The 17,424-nt window shown below is 73.9% G+C and carries 20 protein-coding genes; 14 read left to right on the forward strand and 6 right to left on the reverse strand.

All coding sequences use genetic code 11. The features are described 5' to 3' along the window. Positions 1-7 precede the first annotated feature (7 nt). Genes ABD352_RS54195 through ABD352_RS54205 form a run of 3 tightly spaced genes read right to left on the reverse strand, consistent with a single transcriptional unit; the run spans position 8 to position 2,827 of the window. Entirely contained in the window at positions 8-1,138 is a 1,131-nt protein-coding gene (locus tag ABD352_RS54195; RefSeq protein WP_344620526.1) for an acyl-CoA dehydrogenase family protein, read from the reverse strand. Next, on the reverse strand, positions 1,128-1,976 hold the full coding sequence (locus ABD352_RS54200) for an SDR family oxidoreductase (RefSeq protein WP_344620527.1): 849 nt from the start codon (positions 1,974-1,976) through the stop codon (positions 1,128-1,130). Before ABD352_RS54200 ends, ABD352_RS54195 begins: the two co-directional genes overlap by 11 nt. Continuing rightward, positions 1,973-2,827, reverse strand: coding sequence for an LLM class F420-dependent oxidoreductase (locus ABD352_RS54205; RefSeq protein ID WP_344620528.1), 855 nt, complete (start codon positions 2,825-2,827; stop codon positions 1,973-1,975). Before ABD352_RS54205 ends, ABD352_RS54200 begins: the two co-directional genes overlap by 4 nt. A 42-nt stretch (positions 2,828-2,869) precedes the next feature. Here ABD352_RS54205 and ABD352_RS54210 point away from each other — a divergent pair, with 42 nt between their 5' ends. Then, positions 2,870-3,622, forward strand: a complete 753-nt coding sequence (locus tag ABD352_RS54210) for an SDR family NAD(P)-dependent oxidoreductase (RefSeq protein WP_344620529.1) — start codon at positions 2,870-2,872, stop codon at positions 3,620-3,622. A 113-nt stretch (positions 3,623-3,735) separates the two neighbouring features. Here ABD352_RS54210 and ABD352_RS54215 read toward each other — a convergent pair whose 3' ends face one another. Together ABD352_RS54215 and ABD352_RS54220 are read right to left on the reverse strand one after the other, a co-directional pair. After that, a complete protein-coding gene (locus ABD352_RS54215) occupies positions 3,736-4,500 on the reverse strand; it encodes an SDR family oxidoreductase (protein ID WP_344620530.1) in 765 nt (254 codons plus the stop codon). Continuing rightward, positions 4,475-5,626 (reverse strand): acetyl-CoA C-acetyltransferase, encoded by a 1,152-nt coding sequence (locus ABD352_RS54220; RefSeq protein ID WP_344620531.1) that lies wholly within the window; start codon positions 5,624-5,626, stop codon positions 4,475-4,477. The genes ABD352_RS54215 and ABD352_RS54220 overlap by 26 nt, the downstream gene beginning before the upstream one ends. Before the next feature lie 45 nt (positions 5,627-5,671). Here ABD352_RS54220 and ABD352_RS54225 point away from each other — a divergent pair, with 45 nt between their 5' ends. The 4 genes from ABD352_RS54225 to ABD352_RS54240 are packed head-to-tail and all read left to right on the forward strand — an operon-like array spanning position 5,672 to position 9,944. After that, positions 5,672-7,177 carry a FadD3 family acyl-CoA ligase gene (locus tag ABD352_RS54225; protein ID WP_344620532.1) on the forward strand — a complete coding sequence of 502 codons (1,506 nt, stop codon included), beginning with the start codon at positions 5,672-5,674 and terminating at the stop codon, positions 7,175-7,177. Continuing rightward, positions 7,174-7,851: an SDR family NAD(P)-dependent oxidoreductase gene (locus ABD352_RS54230; protein WP_344620533.1), complete on the forward strand. Its 678-nt coding sequence runs from the start codon at positions 7,174-7,176 to the stop codon at positions 7,849-7,851. Before ABD352_RS54225 ends, ABD352_RS54230 begins: the two co-directional genes overlap by 4 nt. An 18-nt stretch (positions 7,852-7,869) precedes the next feature. Continuing rightward, positions 7,870-9,060, forward strand: a complete 1,191-nt coding sequence (locus ABD352_RS54235; protein WP_344620534.1) for an acetyl-CoA C-acetyltransferase — start codon at positions 7,870-7,872, stop codon at positions 9,058-9,060. Next, positions 9,057-9,944, forward strand: a complete 888-nt coding sequence (locus tag ABD352_RS54240; RefSeq protein ID WP_344620535.1) for an SDR family NAD(P)-dependent oxidoreductase — start codon at positions 9,057-9,059, stop codon at positions 9,942-9,944. Before ABD352_RS54235 ends, ABD352_RS54240 begins: the two co-directional genes overlap by 4 nt. On the opposite strand, the gene ABD352_RS54245 is transcribed toward ABD352_RS54240, so the two are convergent. Then, positions 9,912-10,499 carry a TetR/AcrR family transcriptional regulator gene (locus tag ABD352_RS54245; RefSeq protein ID WP_344620536.1) on the reverse strand — a complete coding sequence of 196 codons (588 nt, stop codon included), beginning with the start codon at positions 10,497-10,499 and terminating at the stop codon, positions 9,912-9,914. The genes ABD352_RS54240 and ABD352_RS54245 overlap by 33 nt on opposite strands. A 154-nt stretch (positions 10,500-10,653) precedes the next feature. Between ABD352_RS54245 and ABD352_RS54250 the strand changes: the two genes are divergently transcribed. The 9 genes from ABD352_RS54250 to ABD352_RS54290 are packed head-to-tail and all read left to right on the forward strand — an operon-like array spanning position 10,654 to position 17,417. Further along, positions 10,654-11,511: a CoA transferase subunit A gene (locus tag ABD352_RS54250; protein ID WP_344620537.1), complete on the forward strand. Its 858-nt coding sequence runs from the start codon at positions 10,654-10,656 to the stop codon at positions 11,509-11,511. Beyond that, the gene (locus tag ABD352_RS54255) at positions 11,508-12,260 is read left to right on the forward strand and encodes a CoA-transferase subunit beta (RefSeq protein WP_344620538.1); all 753 of its coding nucleotides are present in this window, start codon (positions 11,508-11,510) and stop codon (positions 12,258-12,260) included. Before ABD352_RS54250 ends, ABD352_RS54255 begins: the two co-directional genes overlap by 4 nt. Next, positions 12,257-13,309, forward strand: coding sequence for an NAD(P)H-dependent flavin oxidoreductase (locus tag ABD352_RS54260; RefSeq protein WP_344620539.1), 1,053 nt, complete (start codon positions 12,257-12,259; stop codon positions 13,307-13,309). The genes ABD352_RS54255 and ABD352_RS54260 overlap by 4 nt, the downstream gene beginning before the upstream one ends. Further along, positions 13,309-13,941, forward strand: coding sequence for a gamma carbonic anhydrase family protein (locus ABD352_RS54265; protein WP_344620540.1), 633 nt, complete (start codon positions 13,309-13,311; stop codon positions 13,939-13,941). The genes ABD352_RS54260 and ABD352_RS54265 overlap by 1 nt, the downstream gene beginning before the upstream one ends. Before the next feature lie 4 nt (positions 13,942-13,945). Further along, positions 13,946-14,698, forward strand: coding sequence for an SDR family oxidoreductase (locus ABD352_RS54270; RefSeq protein WP_344620541.1), 753 nt, complete (start codon positions 13,946-13,948; stop codon positions 14,696-14,698). Between the two features lie 19 nt (positions 14,699-14,717). Beyond that, entirely contained in the window at positions 14,718-15,143 is a 426-nt protein-coding gene (locus tag ABD352_RS54275; protein WP_344620542.1) for an FAS1-like dehydratase domain-containing protein, read from the forward strand. Positions 15,144-15,172: 29 nt separating this feature from the next. After that, complete coding sequence (locus ABD352_RS54280; RefSeq protein ID WP_344620543.1) at positions 15,173-15,547, forward strand: MaoC family dehydratase; 375 nt, start codon at positions 15,173-15,175, stop codon at positions 15,545-15,547. Continuing rightward, positions 15,544-16,278, forward strand: a complete 735-nt coding sequence (locus ABD352_RS54285) for an enoyl-CoA hydratase family protein (protein WP_344620544.1) — start codon at positions 15,544-15,546, stop codon at positions 16,276-16,278. Before ABD352_RS54280 ends, ABD352_RS54285 begins: the two co-directional genes overlap by 4 nt. Continuing rightward, entirely contained in the window at positions 16,275-17,417 is a 1,143-nt protein-coding gene (locus ABD352_RS54290; protein ID WP_344620545.1) for an acyl-CoA dehydrogenase family protein, read from the forward strand. The genes ABD352_RS54285 and ABD352_RS54290 overlap by 4 nt, the downstream gene beginning before the upstream one ends. Positions 17,418-17,424 lie beyond the last annotated feature (7 nt).

A 17,424-nucleotide genomic window follows, 5' to 3' on the forward strand; every position in this document is an offset into this window, starting at 1 on the left:
GACACCCCTAACGGCCCAGGAGCCTGTTGGCGATGATGTTGCGCTGGATCTCGTTGGAGCCGCCGTAGATGGTGTCGGCGCGGGTGAAGAGGAACAGCCGCTGGGCGTCGGTCAGCTCGTACGGCGCGTCGAGCAGTACCGTCCCCGCCGGCCCGTCGACCGCCATCGCCAGTTCGCCCAGCCGCTGGTGCCAGCTCGCCCACAGCAGCTTCGCCACCGAGGCCGCGAGCGGGTCGGGCTCGGTCGCCGACAGGGTGCGCAGCGCGTGGTGGCGCAGGCCCTGCAGCCCCGCCCAGGCGGCGGCGATCCGGTCCGCGACGATCGGGTCGTCGAACGTGCCGTTCTCCCGGGCCCGCTCGACGATCCCGGACAGTTCCTGAGCGAAGCCGAGCTGCTGGCCCAGCGTCGCCACGCCCCGCTCGAACGCGAGGGTGCTGGTGGCCACGCGCCAGCCGTCGCCGGGCGCGCCGACCACGTGGTCGGCGCCGGTGACCGCCTCGTCGAAGAAGACCTCGTTGAACTCCGACGTGCCGGTGATCTGCACGATCGGGCGGACCGTGACGCCGGGCTGGTCCATCGGCACCAGCAGGTAGGACAGGCCCTGCTTGCGCCCGCCCGGGCCGGTGCGGGCCAGCACGAAGCACCACTGGGCGATGTGGGCCAGCGAGGTCCACACCTTCTGCCCGGTGACCCGCCACTGGTCCCCGTCGAGCTCCGCCCTGGTCTGCACGCCGGCGAGGTCGCTGCCGGCGCCGGGCTCGGAGTACCCCTGGCACCACAGCTCCTCGGCCCGCGCGATCGGCGGCAGGAACCGCGCCTTCTGCTCCTCGGTGCCGTGCGCGATGAGGGTCGGGGCGAGGAGGTACTCCCCGACGTGGCTCAGCCGTCCGGGTCCGCCCGCCCGCGCGTACTCCTCGAAGAAGACCACCTGTTCGGCAATGGTGGCCCCGCGCCCGTACGGCCGCGGCCACCCCAGCCCGATCCAGCCCCCGGCGCCGAGCTCCCGCTCCCAGGCGGCCCGCAGCTCGAGGTGCTCGTGCTCGCGGCCCGGCCCGCCGGTGCCGACCAGCGGCTCGAACTCGCCGGTGAGATGTTCGGCGAGCCAGGCCCGCACCTCCGCCCGGAAGTCAGGCGCCATAGACGGCCGCCGGCTGCGGGGCGCGGGCGAGCAGGTCGCGCACGACCGGGCCGAGCTCGGCGGGGTCCCAGCGGCGGCCGGCGTCGGCGGCCGGGCCGTGCTGCCAGCCGTCGGCGACGCTCACACTGCCGCCGGAGACCTCGAACACCCGGCCGGTGACGAAGCCGGCCTCCTCCGAGGCGAGCCAGACGACCAGCGGCGAGACGTTGTCGGGGGCCATGGCGTCGAACCCTTGCTCCGGCGCGGCCATCGTGGAGGCGAAGACCGACTCGGTCATCGCGGTGCGGGCGCTTGGCGCGATCGCGTTGACGGTGATCCCGTAGCGGGCCAGCTCGGCCGCGGCCACCTGGGTCAGGGCCGCCACGCCGGCCTTGGCGGCGCTGTAGTTGACCTGGCCGACGCTGCCGAGCAGCCCGGCGCCGGAGGTGGTGTTCACGATCCGCGCGGCCACGGGCGTGCCCGCCTTGGCCTGGGCCTTCCAGTACGCGGCGGCGTGGCGCAGCGGCGCGAAGTGGCCCTTGAGGTTGACCCGGACCACGTCGTCCCACTCGGCCTCGCTCACGTTGGTGAGCATCCGGTCGCGGACCAGCCCGGCGTTGTTCACCAGGGCGTCGAGCCGTCCGGTGTCGGCGACCGCCCGCTCGACGAGCGAGGCCGCGAAGCCCCAGTCGGCGATGTCGCCCGGGATGGCGAGCGCCTGCGGGCACTCGGCGGCCACGGCGTCCAGACGCGCCGGGTCGAGGTCGTTGAGGACCACCCGGTGCCCGGTCGCGGCGAACGCGAGCGCGTGCGCGCGGCCGAGGCCCTGCCCGGCCCCGGTGACGATGACCGTTCTCACGACGTCAGCATCTCCTTCTGGTAGTGGCGCACCTTGTCCCGCACGCCGACGAGGTCGTCCGGATCGGCCCGGATCACCACCCGGGACACGCCGAGGGAGCGCAATGTCTCCAGCTCGCCGCGGTCGCCCGGGGCGCGCACGGTCACCTCGACCTCGTCCGGGTCGCGGCCCAGCGCCTCGCATTCGCGCCGCAGCAGTTCGCGCCGCTCGGCGAAGGCGGCGCCACGCACGCCGAGCGGGTACCAGCCGTCGCCGAGGCGGGCGGCCCGCCGTACCGCCGCCGCGCTGTGCCCGCCCACGACGATGGGGACGGTGCCGCGGACGGGGCGGGGGCGGCTGTGCACCGGGCCGAAGGACACGAACCGGCCGTCGTACCGCGCCGGGTCGCCCGTCCACAGGGCACGCATCGCCTCGAGGTACTCGTCGGCCCGGGCGCCCCGCTCGGCGAAGGGCACCCCGACGGCGTCGTACTCCTCGCGCAGCCAGCCGACGCCGATGCCCGCCAGGAGCCGTCCGCCGCTGAGCGTGTCCACTGTGGCCAGTCGCTTGGCCAGGGCCACCGGGTGGTGCTCCGGCAGGATGAGCATTGCCGTGCCGAGGCGCAGCGTGCTCGTGCAGGCGGCGGCGAACGTCAGCCAGTGCAGCGGGTCCGGGATGTCGTCGTGCGGGCCGAGGCTCATCCGGCCGCTGCGGTCGTATGGGTAGACGCTTCCGTAGTCGTCCGGGACCACGACGTGCTCGACCGCCCAGACCGACTCGCACCCGAGGTCCTCCACCAGCCGGACGAACCGGGCCGTGGTGGCCGCGTCGGCGCATCCGCGTGACGGCATGACCCCGAGTTTCAGCTCCACGGCCGGTACCCTACCAAACGCTTGCTTGGTAGGGTACCCGCCATGCACAGGGATTTCGCCTACCGTCAGGGCGTCGCGGTGGTCACCGGAGCCACCGGTGGCATCGGCGCCGCCATTGCACAGATGCTCGCCGAGCGCGGCAGTGCCGTCGTGCTCGCCTACCGCTCCAACGCCGCGGCGGCCGAGGAACTGGCCTCCCAGCTTCCCCGGAAGGCCCGGGCGATCCAGGCCGACCTCACCGACCCCGCGGCCTGCGTCGAGCTGTTCGCCGCCGCGGGCGAGGTGCACACGCTGGTTCACGCGGCCGGCCCCCACGTGCCGATGATGCACCTGAGCCGGGTGGAGGCGGACCAGTTCGCCGAACAGGTGGCGCAGGACGTGCTCGCCTGCTTCAACGTGGTCCGGGCGGCCCTGCCGGCGCTGCGGTCCAGCCGCGGCAGCCTGGTCGCGGTCACCACCGCGGCGACGCGGCGGTTCCCGGTCCGGGATGGTCTGTCGGCGGTACCGAAGGGTGCGGTCGAGGCGCTCGTGCGCGGCATCGCCGCCGAGGAGGGCCGCTTCGGGGTCCGCGCCAACTGCGTCGGCCCGGGCATGCTCACGGACGGCATGGCGACCCGCCTCATCGCCTCAGGCGATCTGGACGAGCGTGCCCTGGACGTGGCCCGGGCCAACATCCCGCTGCGCAGCTTCGGCTCCGCCGCCGACGTGGCCGAGGCGGTGTGCTTCCTGGCCAGTGACCGGGCCCGGTTCATCACCGGCCAGAAGCTCGACGTCGACGGCGGCTACACGGTGTGAAGGCGTCGGCGGCGGCTACACGGTGTGAAGGCGCCGGCGGCGGCTACACGGTGTGAAGGCGCCGGCGGCGGCTACACGGTGTGAAGGCGCCGTCGGCGGCTACACGGTGTGCATCAGGGCTCGGGGCGGGCGGTGTCCCAGTAGCGGGGCACCTGCCCGCCGCCGTCGACGACCAGCGAGGCGCCGGTGACGTAGCCGGCCAGCGGGGAGGCCAGCAGCAGCACCGCGTCGGCAACGTCGTCGGGGGTGGCCATCCGGCCCAGCGGCACGGTGGCGGCGACCGCGGCCAGGGCGGCCTCGTCGCCGTAGTGCGCGGCGTTGTCCTCGGTGCGCACCGCGCCCGCGGTCACCGTGTTCACCCGCACCTTCGGCGCCCACTCCAGGGCCAGTGCCCGGGTGAGGACCTCGAGGCCGCCCTTGGCCGCCGCGTACGCCGCGGTGCCGGGGGCCGGGCGCAGCGCCGACACGCTGCCGATGTTCACGATGAGGCCGCCGTCCGGCTGCTCCTGCATGACGGCGTTGGCCGCCTGGGCGACGAAGAACGGGGCGAGCAGGTTGAGCCGGACCACGGCGGTCACCAGGCCGGGGGAGGCGGTCGCGGCGGGGGCGGGCGGGCCGCCGCCGGCGTTGTTCACCACCAGGTCCAGCCGGCCGAAGCGCTCCACGGCGGCGGCGACCAGGCCGGTCGCCTGCTCGGGCTCGCGCACGTCGGCCTGGTGGAAGGCGACCCCGTCCGGCAGTGAGTCGGGCTCGCGGCGGCCGCAGGCGAGGACCTGGTACCCCGAGGCGGCGAGCCGCGCGACGATGGCCCGGCCGATGCCGCGGGTGCCGCCGGTGACGACGGCGACGCGGTCAGAGGCGTTCGATGATGGTGACATTCGCCGTACCCCCGCCCTCGCACATCGTCTGCAGGCCGTAGCGGCCGCCGCGGGCCTCCAGGGCGTGCAGCAGTGTGGTCATCAGGCGGGCGCCGGTCGCGCCCAGCGGGTGGCCGAGCGCCACCGCGCCGCCGTCGGCGTTCACGCGCGAAGGGTCGGCGCCGGTCTCGCGCAGCCAGGCGAGCACCACCGGTACGAACGCCTCATTGATCTCGACCAGGTCGATGTCGCCGATCGTGAGGCCCGCGCGGCGCAGGGCGTTGGCGGTGGCCGGGATCGGGCCGGTCAGCATGTAGACCGGGTCGTCGGCGAGGACCGACAAGTGGTGGATGCGGGCCCGGGGCAGCAGGCCGTGCTCGCGGACCGCGCGCTCCGAGGCGACCAGCAGGGCGGCGGCCCCGTCGGAGATCTGGCTGGCGAGGGCCGCGGTGACGACTCCGTCCGGGGTGAGCGTCGGCAGCGTGGCCATCTTCTCCAGGGTGGTGTCGCGGCGCGGGCCCTCGTCGCGCGCGACGCCGGCGATCGGCTCGATCTCGCGGTCGAAGCGGCCCTCGTCGACGGCGGCCGCCGCGCGGCGGTGGCTCTCCAGGGCGTACCGCTCCATCTCCTCGCGGGTGAGCGACCACTTGGCGGCGATGAGCTCGGCCGCGCGGAACTGGCTGACCTCCTGGCCGCCGTAGCGGGCCTGCCATCCGGCCGAGCCACCGAACGGGTCGTCGAAGCCGTACTGGCGCCCGGCCAGCATCGCCGAGGAGATCGGGATGGCGCTCATGTTCTGCACGCCGCCGGCGACCACGAGGTCGGCGGTGCCGGACATGACGGCCTGCGCGGCGAAGTGCACGGCCTGCTGTGATGAGCCGCACTGGCGGTCGACGGTCACCCCCGGGACGTGCTCGGGCAGGCCGGCGGCGAGCCAGCTGGTGCGGGCGATGTTGCCGGCCTGTGGGCCGAGCGTGTCCACGCAGCCGAAGATCACGTCGTCCACCGCCGCCGGGTCCACGCCGCTGCGTCGGACCAGCGTGCCGAGCACGTGCGCGCCGAGGTCGGCCGGGTGGACGCCGGCCAGGCCGCCGCCGCGTCGGCCGACGGGCGTGCGGACCGCCTCGACCAGGTATGCCTCCGTCATGTCCGGACCTTACCAAACGAGCGCTTGATTGGTAAGGTGCCGTGCATGGAACCGTTGGACGCCCGTACCATTCCAGAACTGGTCCGGGCCGGCGCCGTGCACTACGGCGACCGCGAGGCCGTCGTCGATGGCGATGTGCGGCTGACCTACGCCGAACTGGCCGACCGCGTCGGCGCGTTCGCCGAGGCCCTTGCCGCCCGGGGGGTCGGCAAGGGCGATCGGGTCGCGCTGTGGGCGCCGAACGGCTGGCGCTGGATCGTCGCCGCTCTCGGCATCGTCGCAGCCGGCGGGGTGCTCGTGCCGCTGAACACCAGATTCAAGGGCGCGGAGGCGGCCTACATTCTGGCCCGCAGCGGCGCCCGGCTGCTGTTCGTCGACGACGGCTTCCTCGGCAACCAGTACGTCGCCGGCCTGGCCGAGGCGGCCGCCGAGACCCCGCTGCCGGCGCTGGACGGGACCGTGACCCTCGCCGAGTGGGACGAGTTCCTGGCCGAGCGCCGCCCGGTCGAGGCGGTCGTCGAGCCCGACGACCTCTCGGACCTGTTCTTCACCAGCGGCACGACCGGGCAGCCGAAGGGCGCGATGCTCACGCACCGGCAGAGCACGCAGCTGTACGTCACCTGGAGCGAGCTCGCGGACCTGCGCGAGGGGGACAGGTACCTCCTGGTGAACCCATGCTTCAACACCTTCGGCTACAAGGCCGGCGTCATCGCCTCCCTGCTGCGCGGCGCGACCATCGTGCCGCAGGCCGTGTTCCACGTCCCCACCACGCTGGAGCTGGTCCAGCGGGAGCGCATCACCGTGCTGCCGGGCCCGCCGACGCTCTACACCTCGATGCTCGACCACCCCGGCCGCGGCGACTACGACCTGTCCAGCCTGCGGGTCGCGGTCACCGGTGCGACGACCGTGCCCGTGGTGATGATCGAACGGCTGCGCGCGGAGCTGCGCCTGCAGACCGTGATCACCGCCTACGGGCTGACCGAGTCCTGCGGCACCGCGACCATGTGCCGCCCCGACGACGACCCGCAGACCACCGCCACCACCTGCGGCGCCGCGGTGCCCGGCGTCGAGGTCCGCATCGACCCGGTCACCGGCGAGGTGCTGGTGCGCGGCTACAACGTCATGCGCGGGTACTTCGACGACCCCCGCGCCACCGCGGACGCCGTCGACGCCGACGGCTGGCTGCACACCGGCGACGTCGGCGAGCTCGACGAGCGCGGCTACCTGCGTATCACCGACCGTCTCAAGGACATGTTCATCGTCGGCGGGTTCAACGCCTACCCGGCCGAGATCGAACAGGTCATCGCCCGCCACCCGGGCGTGGCCGAGGTCGCCGTCATCGGCGTGCCCGACGAGCGGCTCGGCGAGGTCGCCCGCGCCTACGTGGTGGCCCGCTCCGGCCCGCCGCCGGACCCGGACGACCTGGCGTCGTTCTGCCGGACCCGGCTGGCCAACTACAAGCAGCCGCGGTCCTTCGTGCTCGTGCCGGCGCTGCCCCGCAACGCCAGCGGCAAGGTACTCAAGACCAGACTTCGGGCGGGTGCGCTGTGAACGGGTTCATCGAGGGCGAGACGATCGTGGTCACCGGCGGGGCCAGCGGCATCGGGGCCGCGACCGCCACCCTGGCCGCACGGCTCGGGCTGCGGGTGGTGGTATGGGACCTCGCCCAGGTGCCGGGCGGGTCCATTGTGGACGTGCGCGACCCGGACGCCGTCGCCGCCGGGTTCGCCGCGGCCGGGCCGGTGCGCTACCTCGTCAACAACGCCGGGCCGGCCAGCGGCGGGCCCGCGCTCGCCTTCACCGACGGGCTCACGGCCACCGCCGGCAGCGTCGAGGCCGTCACCTCGGCCTGGCTGGCCACCGGGCCCCCGGACGGGTCCGCCGTGGTGAACGTCGCCTCCGTCGCCGGGAACCTCGTCGGGACCGACTCCGCGTGGTACTCCGCCGGCAAGGCCGCCATCGCCGGGTACACCCGGCACCTGGCGACCCGGATCGCGCCGCGCATCCGGGCCAACGCCGTCGCACCCGGGTTCATCGACACGCCCCGGATGGCCGGCTTCGCCGATACCCCGCTCGGCCGCGCGCTCGTCGAGCGCAACCCGATGCGCCGGGCGGGCCGCCCCGAGGACGTGGCCGCCGCGGTGCTGTTCCTGCTGTCCCCGGCCGCTGCCTACGTCAACGGCGTCCTGCTGCCGGTCGACGGCGGCTGGGTCGTCACACAATAGCCTCAGAAAGGGGTCCACGTGGACGCCGTCATCGTCGCCACGGCCCGTTCGCCGATTGGCCGGGCCAACAAGGGCTCGCTCGCCGGCGTGCGCGCCGACGACCTCGCCGCGCAGATCGTCGGCAAGGCCCTCGCCAAGGTGCCCGCCCTCGATCCGGCCACGCTCGACGACCTCATCCTGGGGTGCGCGCAGCCGGCCGGCGAGCAGGGGTACAACCTCGGCCGCCAGGTCGCCATGCACCTCGGGTTCGACATGGTGCCCGGCACCACCGTCAACCGGTACTGCGCCTCGTCCCTGCAGGCGATCCGGATGGCCTTCCACGCCATCCGGGCCGGGGAGGGACACGCGTTCGTGGCCGCGGGGGCCGAGATCGTCTCCCACTACGGCGCGGGCAAGTCCGACGGGATGCCCGGCACCCGCAACCCGCGCTGGCCGCAGCGCACCGCCACGCTGCCGTGGAGCGACCCGCGCGAGCGCGGCGAGCTGCCGGACGTCTACATCGCCATGGGCGAGACGGCCGAGAACGTCGCCTCGCTGTGCGGCATCAGCCGCCGCGAGCAGGACGAGTTCGCCGTGCGCAGCCAGAACAACGCGGAGAAGGCCCAGGCCGACGGCTTCTGGGACCTCGACATCACCCCGGTCACCCTGCCCGACGGCACCGAGCTGCGCCGCGACGACGGCCCCCGCCCGGGCGTCACCCTGGACAAGGTCGCCGCGCTGCAGCCGGTGTTCCGGCCCGACGGCACCGTCACGGCCGGCAACTGCTGCCCGCTCAACGACGGCGCCGCCGCCCTGGTCATCCTCAGCGCCGCCCGGGCCCGCGAGCTCGGCCTGGCCCCGCTCGCGCGGATCGTGGCCACCGGCGTGTCCGCGCTCAGCCCCGAGATCATGGGCCTCGGCCCGGTCGAGGCGAGCCGCCGGGCCCTGGCCCACGCCGGGATGAGCATCGGCGACGTCGACCTCATCGAGATCAACGAGGCGTTCGCGGCCCAGGTCATCCCGTCCTACCGGCAGCTGGGCGCCGACCCGGAGCGGGTGAACGTGCACGGCGGCGCGATCGCCGTCGGTCACCCGTTCGGCATGACGGGCGCGCGGATCGCCACGACGCTGCTCAACGGCCTGATCCACCGCGACGCCACGATCGGCCTGGAGACCATGTGCACCGCCGGCGGCCAGGGCATGGCCCTCATCGTGGAGCGGCTCTCATGACCGGTCATCTGGACGGCAAGGCCGTGGTCGTCACCGGGGCCGGGCGGGGCCTCGGGGCGGCGTACGCGCGGCTGGCCGCGGCCGAGGGGGCCGCGGTCGTGGTCAACGACGTCGACGGGGCCCAGGCCGAGGTGGTCGCCGCCGAGATCCGGGCGTCCGGCGGGCGGGCCGAGGCGGTCGCCGGCTCCGTCGCCGACTGGGACGGCGCCGGCGCGATCGTCGCCGCCTGCGTCGACGCGTTCGGCGCCATCGACGGCCTGGTCAACAACGCCGGGATCTTCCGGCTGGCCGGCCCCGCGGAGCAGGACCCGGCCGACTTCCGGGCCGTGCTCGAGGTCAACGTCCTCGGCACCGCCTACTGCGGCCTGCACGCCATCCGCGCCATGCTGCCCCGGGGCCGCGGCTCCATCGTCAACGTCACCTCCGGCTCGCACGCCGGTTCGGCCGCGATGGGCGCCTACGGGGCCAGCAAGGGCGCCGTGGCGTCGCTGACCTACTGCTGGGCCGCCGACCTGGCCGGCACCGGCGTGCGGGTCAACGCCGTCTCCCCGAACGCGCACACTCGCATGGCCGACGCCTACGAGGCCTACCTCGGCGCCGCCGCCCAGGGCCAGAACGTCCACAAGCCGCCGGCCCAGAACGCGCCCGCGGTCGTGTACCTGCTCTCCGACGCCGCCGCCGCGCTGCACGGCCAGGTGGTCCGCATCGACGGCGACGAGCTGTCGATGGTCGCCCACCCGACCGTCATGGGCCACGGCGCGACCGGCCCGGCCTGGACCGTGGAGTCGGTGGCGGCCGCGTTCGCGGCCGGCGCCGTCGGTCCGCTCAGCCCGGTCGGGCTCCACCGCGCCTCAGCGGCGGGAGAGCCCGTCCAGGAAGAGTGAGGTGCAGTCCTCGGCGAGGCGGCCGATCGGGTAGTCCGCGGTCGGCTTGAACCAGCGCACCGACAGCCAGACCGCGTCACGCATCAGGCGGTAGAGGATCTTCGGGTCCAGGTCGTCGCGGACGACGCCCTGCGCGATGCCGGCCTCGATCACCTCCAGCCAGGTGGCCTGGACCTCCTTGCCGGCATTGCGCAGGTATCCGAACCGTTCGATCTGGATGAGGTAGTTGACGTCGTTCTGGTAGATCTCGGTGGCATGCGGGTGCGCCTCCACCACCTCGAGCGAGGCCACGATCAGGTCGTGCAGCCGGGTCCGGGGGTCGGTGTCGGCCGCCATCACCCGCTTGTACCGGGTGCGCAGGTCGTCCAGGTAGGAGGTGACGATCTCGTCGACCATCGCCTCCTTCGACTCGAAGTGGTGGTACAGGCTGCCGGACAGGATGCCCACCTCGTCGGCGATCTCACGCACCGTGGTCGCGGCCACGCCCTTGTTAGCGAACAGCGCCGCCGCGCTGGCGAGAATCCGCTCGCGTCGGTCCCCAGAATCTCGCGCCATCCCGTGTTCCTTTGCAGTGAAGGTGATGTATCCCGCCGCACTCAGCACGGAGTGTACCGAGCCTGTGAGAAAACGAGTGTAGCCCAAACAAGCAAGCGCTTGGTACGGTCGCTGGGTAAGCGACCTCCGGGAGTTAAGGCGGCCAAACACTGCGATGGCGAACAAACAGATGTCCCCGGACGAGGTCGTGGCGCGGCTGCGCTCCGGCATGACCATCGGGATCGGCGGCTGGGGGTCGCGGCGCAAGCCGATGGCCCTGATCCGGGCGATCCTGCGCTCCGACCTGACCGACCTCACCGTGGTCAGCTACGGCGGGCCCGACGTCGGCCTGCTGCTGGCCGCGAAGAAGGTCCGGCATTTGGTGTACGGTTTCGTCTCCCTCGACTCCATCCCGCTGGAGCCCCACTTCCGGGCGGCCCGGCAGGCCGGCGCCGTCGAGGTGACCGAGTACGACGAGGGCATGCTGCGCTGGGGGCTCTACGCCGCCGCCTGCCGGCTGCCGTTCCTGCCCAGCCGGGTCGGCCTCGGCTCCGACGTGCTGCGGGTCAACCCCGCGCTGCGGACCATCTCCTCGCCGTACGGCGACGAGGAGCTGGTGGCGGTGCCGGCCCTGCCGCTGGACGCCGCCCTGGTGCACCTCAACCGGGCCGACGTGCACGGCAACGCGCAGTATCTCGGCGCCGACCCGTACTTCGACGACCTCTTCTGCAGCGCGGCCGAGCGCGCGTACGTCTCGGTCGAGCGGATCGTGCCGACCGCGGAGCTGACCCGGGACGCGCCCGTGCAGTCGCTGCTGCTGCAGCGGTGGATGGTGCACGGCGTGGTCGAGGCCCCGGGCGGCGCCCACTTCACGTCCTGCGACCCGGACTACGGGCGGGACGAGGCATTCCAGCGCGAGTACGCCGCGGCCGCCGCCGACCCGCAGACCTGGACCGCGTTCTACGAGCGGTACCTGGCCGGCGACGAGAGCGCCTACCGGGCCGCGGTCGAGCAGAGAGGGGTGGCGGCATGAGCACCGCGACTCGGGCCGAGGTTTGTGTGGTCGCGTGCGCCGAGGCGTGGCGCGGCGATGGGGAGATCCTGGCCAGCGCGATCGGCCTGATCCCGACGATCGCCGCCCGGCTCGCCCGGGCCACCTTCGAGCCGGACCTGCTGCTCTCCGACGGCGAGGCGCTGCTGGGTCGCGGCACGTGGGCGATCGGCGAGGCGCCGCCCGAGATCGAGGGCTGGATCCCGTTCCGCGCCGTCTTCGACCTGCTCTACGGCGGTCGCCGGCACGTGATGATGGGCCCGAGCCAGATCGACCGGTACGGCAACGCCAACATCTCCGCCATCGGCGACTTCGCCCGCCCGACCCGGCAGCTGCTCGGCGTGCGCGGCGCCCCCGGCAACACGGTGAACCACCCCACCAGCTACTGGGTGCCGCGGCACGGCAAGCGCTCGTTCGTGGCCACCGTCGACATGGTCAGCGGGGTCGGCTACGACCGCGCGGCGGCCCAGCCCTCGGCCGGCCGCTTCCACGAGCTGCGCCGGGTGGTCAGCAACCTCGGGGTGTTCGACTTCCGCACCGAGGACCACCGGATGCGCCTGGTGTCGGTGCACCCGGGCGTGACGGTCGACGAGGTGCTGGACGCCACCGGTTTCGACCTGGTGGTACCGGACGAGGTGCCCGAGACCCGCGAGCCCAGCGACGCCGAGCTGACCCTGATCCGCGAGGTGATCGACCCGACTGACATCCGCGCGCGCGAGGTCGCCGGATGAGCGGATCGCCGCTGCGCACGCCGATCTGCGATCTGTTCGGGGTCAAGTACCCGATCGTGCAGACCGGCATGGGCTGGGTCTCCGATGCCCGCCTGACCGCGGCTACTGCCGAGGCGGGCGGGCTCGGGATCCTGGCCAGCGCGACCCTGACGTACGAGGAGCTCGCCCAGGCGATCGCGGACGTGCAGGCCCGCACGGACCGGCCCTTCGGGGTGAACCTGCGGGCCGACGCGCCCGACGCCGCCCGCCGGGTCGACCTGCTGATCCGCGAGAAGGTCCGGGTCGCCTCCTTCGCGCTCGCCCCGAAGCCGGAGCTCATCGACCGGCTCAAGTCGGCGGGCGCGGTGGTCGTGCCGTCCGTCGGCGCTCGCCGGCACGCCGAGAAGGTCGCCGGCTGGGGCGCCGACGCCGTGGTGGTGCAGGGCGGCGAGGGCGGCGGCCACACCGGCCCGGTCCCCACCACCCTGCTGCTGCCGCAGATCGTCGACGCCGTGGACATCCCGGTCATCGCCGCGGGCGGGTTCTACGACGGCCGGGGGCTCGTCGCGGCGCTCGCCTACGGTGCCGCCGGGATCGCCATGGGCACCCGGTTCCTGCTCACCACCGACAGCCCGATCGCCGAGGACGTCAAGCGGCGCTACCTGGCCGCCACCGTCACGGACACCGTCGTGACCGACGCGCTGGACGGTGTGCCGCAGCGGGTCCTCAAGACCCCCTTCGTCGAGGAGCTCGCCGGGCGGTCGGCCGGGCGGCGCCTGGCCCGGGCCGTCGGCTCCGCGCGGGCGTTCCGCCGGCTGACCGGGCGGTCGTGGCTGTCGCTGCTGCGCGAGGGGCGGGCGATGCGCGGGCACGGCCTGCGCTACGACCAGGTGCTCCTCGCCGCGAACACGCCGATGCTCATCCGCGCCGCCATGGTCGAGGGCCGCGCCGACGCCGGGGTGATGGCCAGCGGCCAGGTCGCCGGGCTCATCGCCGACCTGCCCAGCTGCGCCGAGCTCATCGACCGGATCGTGGCCGAGGCCGAGGCGACGCTGAAGCGGCTCGCCTGATGCCCGCCTACGCCATCGAGGGCGTCGTCCCCGTCGTGCACCCCACCGCGTTCGTGCACCCGACGGCCGTGCTCATCGGCGACGTCCACGTCGGCGCGGACTGCTACGTCGGCCCGCTCGCCAGCCTGCGCGGCGACTTCGGCCGCATCGTCATGGAGGAGGGGTCGAACCTGCAGGACTCCTGCGTGTTCCACACCTTTCCCGGCACCACCGCCGTGCTGGGCCGCGACGGGCACGTGGGCCACGGCGCGGTGCTGCACGGCTGCCGCATCGGCGCCGGGGTGCTCGTCGGCATGAACGCCGTCGTCATGGACGGGGCCGAGGTCGGCGAGCTGGCGTTCGTCGGCGCCCACGCGTTCGTGAAGGCCGGGTTCGTCGTCCCGCCGCGCACCCTCGCCGCCGGCTCGCCGGCCCGGGTCGTGCGCGAGCTGACCGCCGAGGAGCTGGCCTGGAAGGCCAACGGGACCCGGGTGTACCACGAGCTGACCTCCCGCAGCCTCGCCACGCTGCGGGAGGTGGAGCCGCTGCCCGAGGCGGAGGCGGACCGCCCGGCGCTGTCCACGACCGCGGCGACGGCCGTGCCCCTGGACGTACAACGTGCTGGCAAACCAAACAAGCGCTTGGTAGAGTGACGCCATGGTGAGCAAACCGGCCGGTCACGGCCTGCTCGAGGGCCGCACGGTGCTCGTCACCGCCGCGGCCGGCACTGGTATCGGCTTCGCGACCGCGCAGCGCTGCGCCGAGGAGGGCGCCACGGTCGCGATCAGCGACCGGCACGAACGGCGCCTCGCCGAGGCCGCCGAACGCCTGGGCGCCCTCGCGGTGCCGTGCGACGTCACGGACGAGGCCCAGGTGCAGCGGCTGTTCGACACCGTCGCCGATCGGCTCGGCGGCCTCGACGTGCTAGTCAACAACGCCGGCCTGGGCGGCACCGCGAACATCGTCGACATGACCGACGAGCAGTGGGGCTCGGTGCTGGACGTCACCCTCACCGGCACGTTCCGCTGCACCCGGGCGGCGCTGCGGCACATGATGCCGCGCGGCCGCGGGGTCATCGTCAACAACGCCTCCGTCATCGGCTGGCGGGCCCAGGCCGGGCAGGCCCACTACGCCGCGGCCAAGGCCGGCGTCATGGCCCTTACCCGGGTCTCGGCGGTCGAGGGCGCGTCGGCCGGGGTGCGGGTCAACGCGGTCGCGCCCAGCCTCGCGATGCACCCGCACCTGGCCAAGGTCACCACTTCGGAGCTGCTGGAGGAGCTGTCCGCGCGGGAGGCCTTCGGGCGGCCGGCCGAGCCGTGGGAGGTGGCCAACGTCATCGTGTTCCTGGCCAGCGACTACAGCAGCTACATGACCGGCGAGGTCGTCTCCGTCAGCAGCCAGCACCCCTAGTTCGCTTTGGAGCAGCGCAATGGTTGACGACAGCGCGGCCGGGGTCACCGGCGAGCCCTTCGTCCTCGACGTCGAGCGCGGGAAGATCCGCGAGTTCGCCCGCGCGACCCACTCGGCCAACCCGGCCTACCTGGAGGCCGAGGCTCCGGTGGTACCGCCGACCTTCCTCACCACCGCCTTCTTCTGGCAGACCGGGGCCAGCGACCCGTGGACGGCGGTGGCCATGGACCAGCACAAGGGCCTGCACGCCGAGCAGGAGTTCGTGTTCCACGGGCCGCCCCCGCGGGCCGGCACGCGGCTCATCGGCCGCTCCCGGATCGAGTCGGTCACCCGCAAGGAGGGCCGGTCCGGACCCCTCGCGTTCGCCGTGATGGTGACCGAGTTCCACGACGAGAGCGGCCGGCTGGTCGCCACCGCCCGGCTGACGGGGGTGGAGGCCGGATGAGCGGTCCGGAGCGAAGCGGAGGTGACGGCATGAGCGCGCTTGTTATCGGACCGCTGACCCGCACCGACCTGGTCCGGTACCAGGGCGCCTCGGGTGACTTCAACCCGATCCACCACGACGAGACCTTCGCCCGGGCGTCCGGGCTGGACGCACCGCTGTCGCTGGGCATGCTCCAGGCCGGCTTCCTGGCCACCTGGGCCACGGACCGGTTCGGCGCCGCCGGCGTGCGCGCCTTCCGGGTCCGGTTCGCCGCCCGGGTCTTTCCCGGGGACACCGTCACCTGCGACGGCACGGTGACCGCCCGGCGCGCCGGCGAGTTCGACGTCGAGATGACCTGCACGAAACAGGACGGGACCGTCGCCGTGTACGGCTGGGCGACCTTCGCAACCGATGGGGACCAATGATCGAGGCAAGCGTGGACGAGCTCGGCGTCGCCGAGATCGTCGTCAACAACCCGCCGGTGAACGCCCTGCCGGTCAAGGGCTGGTTCGACCTCGCCGCGGCGCTGCAGAGCGCCGGGGCCGACCCGGCCGTGCGGGCCGTCGTGCTGCGCGCCGAGGGCCGCGGGTTCAACGCCGGGGTGGACATCAAGGAGCTGCAGGCGGCCAAGGACTTCGGCGCGCTCGTCGGCGTCAGCCGGGGCTGCGCGGCCGCGTTCGCCGCCGTCTACGACTGCCCGGTGCCGGTGGTCGTCGCGGTGCAGGGCTTCTGCCTCGGCGGCGGCATCGGCATCTGCGGCAACGCCGACATCATCGTGGCCGCCGACGACGCCACCTTCGGCCTGCCGGAGGTGGACCGGGGCGCGCTGGGCGCCGCCACCCACCTGGCCCGGCTCGTGCCGCAGCACAAGATGCGCGCCATGATGTACACCTCGGCCACCGCGACCGCCGCCGAGCTGCAGGCCTTCGGTTCGGTCCTGACGGTCGTGCCCCGGGCCGAGCTGCGCGCGGCCGCGTTCGAGGTGGCGCACGGCATCGCGGCCAAGGACCCGGCGGTCATCCGGGCGGCCAAGGAGTCGCTCAACGGCATCGACCCCTGGGACCCGAAGCGCAGCTACCGGTACGAGCAGGGCTACACCTACGAGCTGAACCTCACCGGCGTCGCCGACCGCGTCCGGGACGAGTTCGGTCGATGACCGGCGTCGACCTCACCGACACCCCGGCCGAGGCCGCCTTCCGGGCCGAGGCCCGCGAATGGCTGCGGGCCAACGTGCCCGCCGAACCGCTGCCGTCCGGCGACACCCGCGACGGCTTCGCCGCCCACCTGGACTGGGAGCGGCGCCTGTTCGACGCCCGCTGGGCCGTGGTCTCCTGGCCGGAGGCGTACGGCGGCCGCGACGCCTCGCTGTGGGAATGGCTGGTGTTCGAGGAGGAGTACTACGCCGCCGGCGCGCCCCAGCGGGTCACCCAGAACGGCATCTTTCTGCTCGCCCCGACGCTGTTCGAGTTCGGTACGCCGCAACAGCGCGACGTGCTGCTGCCGCGCATGGCCGCGGCCCAGGACCTGTGGTGCCAGGGCTGGTCGGAGCCCGGCGCCGGCAGCGACCTCGCCGCCATCGCCAGCCGCGCCGAGCGGGCCGACGGCGGGTGGCGGCTGCGCGGCCAGAAGACCTGGACCACCCGCGGCGCGTTCTGCACCCACCTCTTCGGCCTGTTCCGCACGAACCCGGAGGCGCCCCGCCACCGCGGGCTCACCTACTTCCTGGTCCCGCTCGACGCCCCCGGCGTGACCGTGCGCGGGTTCGGCCGCCTCGACGGCGACGAGGGCTTCGCCGAGGTCTTCTTCGACGACGTGTTCGTGCCCGACGACGCCGTGCTCGGCGGCGTGGACCAGGGCTGGCGGGTCGCGATGGCGACCACCGGCTCGGAGCGCGGCCTCACCCTGCGCTCGCCCGGCCGCTTCCTGCACACGGCCGAGCGGCTCGTCGCCCTCGCGATCGCCCGCCGGGACCGGCTGCGCCCGGCCACCCGCGAGCGGGTGACCCGCGCCTGGCTGCGCGCCCGCGCCTACCGGCACTTCACCCTCCACCAGGTGACCGGGCTGGTCGAGGGCCGCCCGCCGGGCGCCCGGGCCAGCCTCAACAAGCTCTACTGGTCGCAGCTGGACATCGACCTGCACGAGGTCGCGCTGGAGCTGCTCGGCGCCGAGGCCCTGCTGGACTCGCCGTGGACCCGCGGCTTCCAGTTCTCCCTCGCCGGGCCGATCTACGCCGGCACCAACGAGATCCAGCGCAATATCGTCGCCGAGCGCGTGCTCGGCCTGCCCAGGGCCTGAACGGGGG

Source organism: Dactylosporangium salmoneum (assembly GCF_039532525.1).
GTDB lineage: Bacteria > Actinomycetota > Actinomycetes > Mycobacteriales > Micromonosporaceae > Dactylosporangium > Dactylosporangium salmoneum.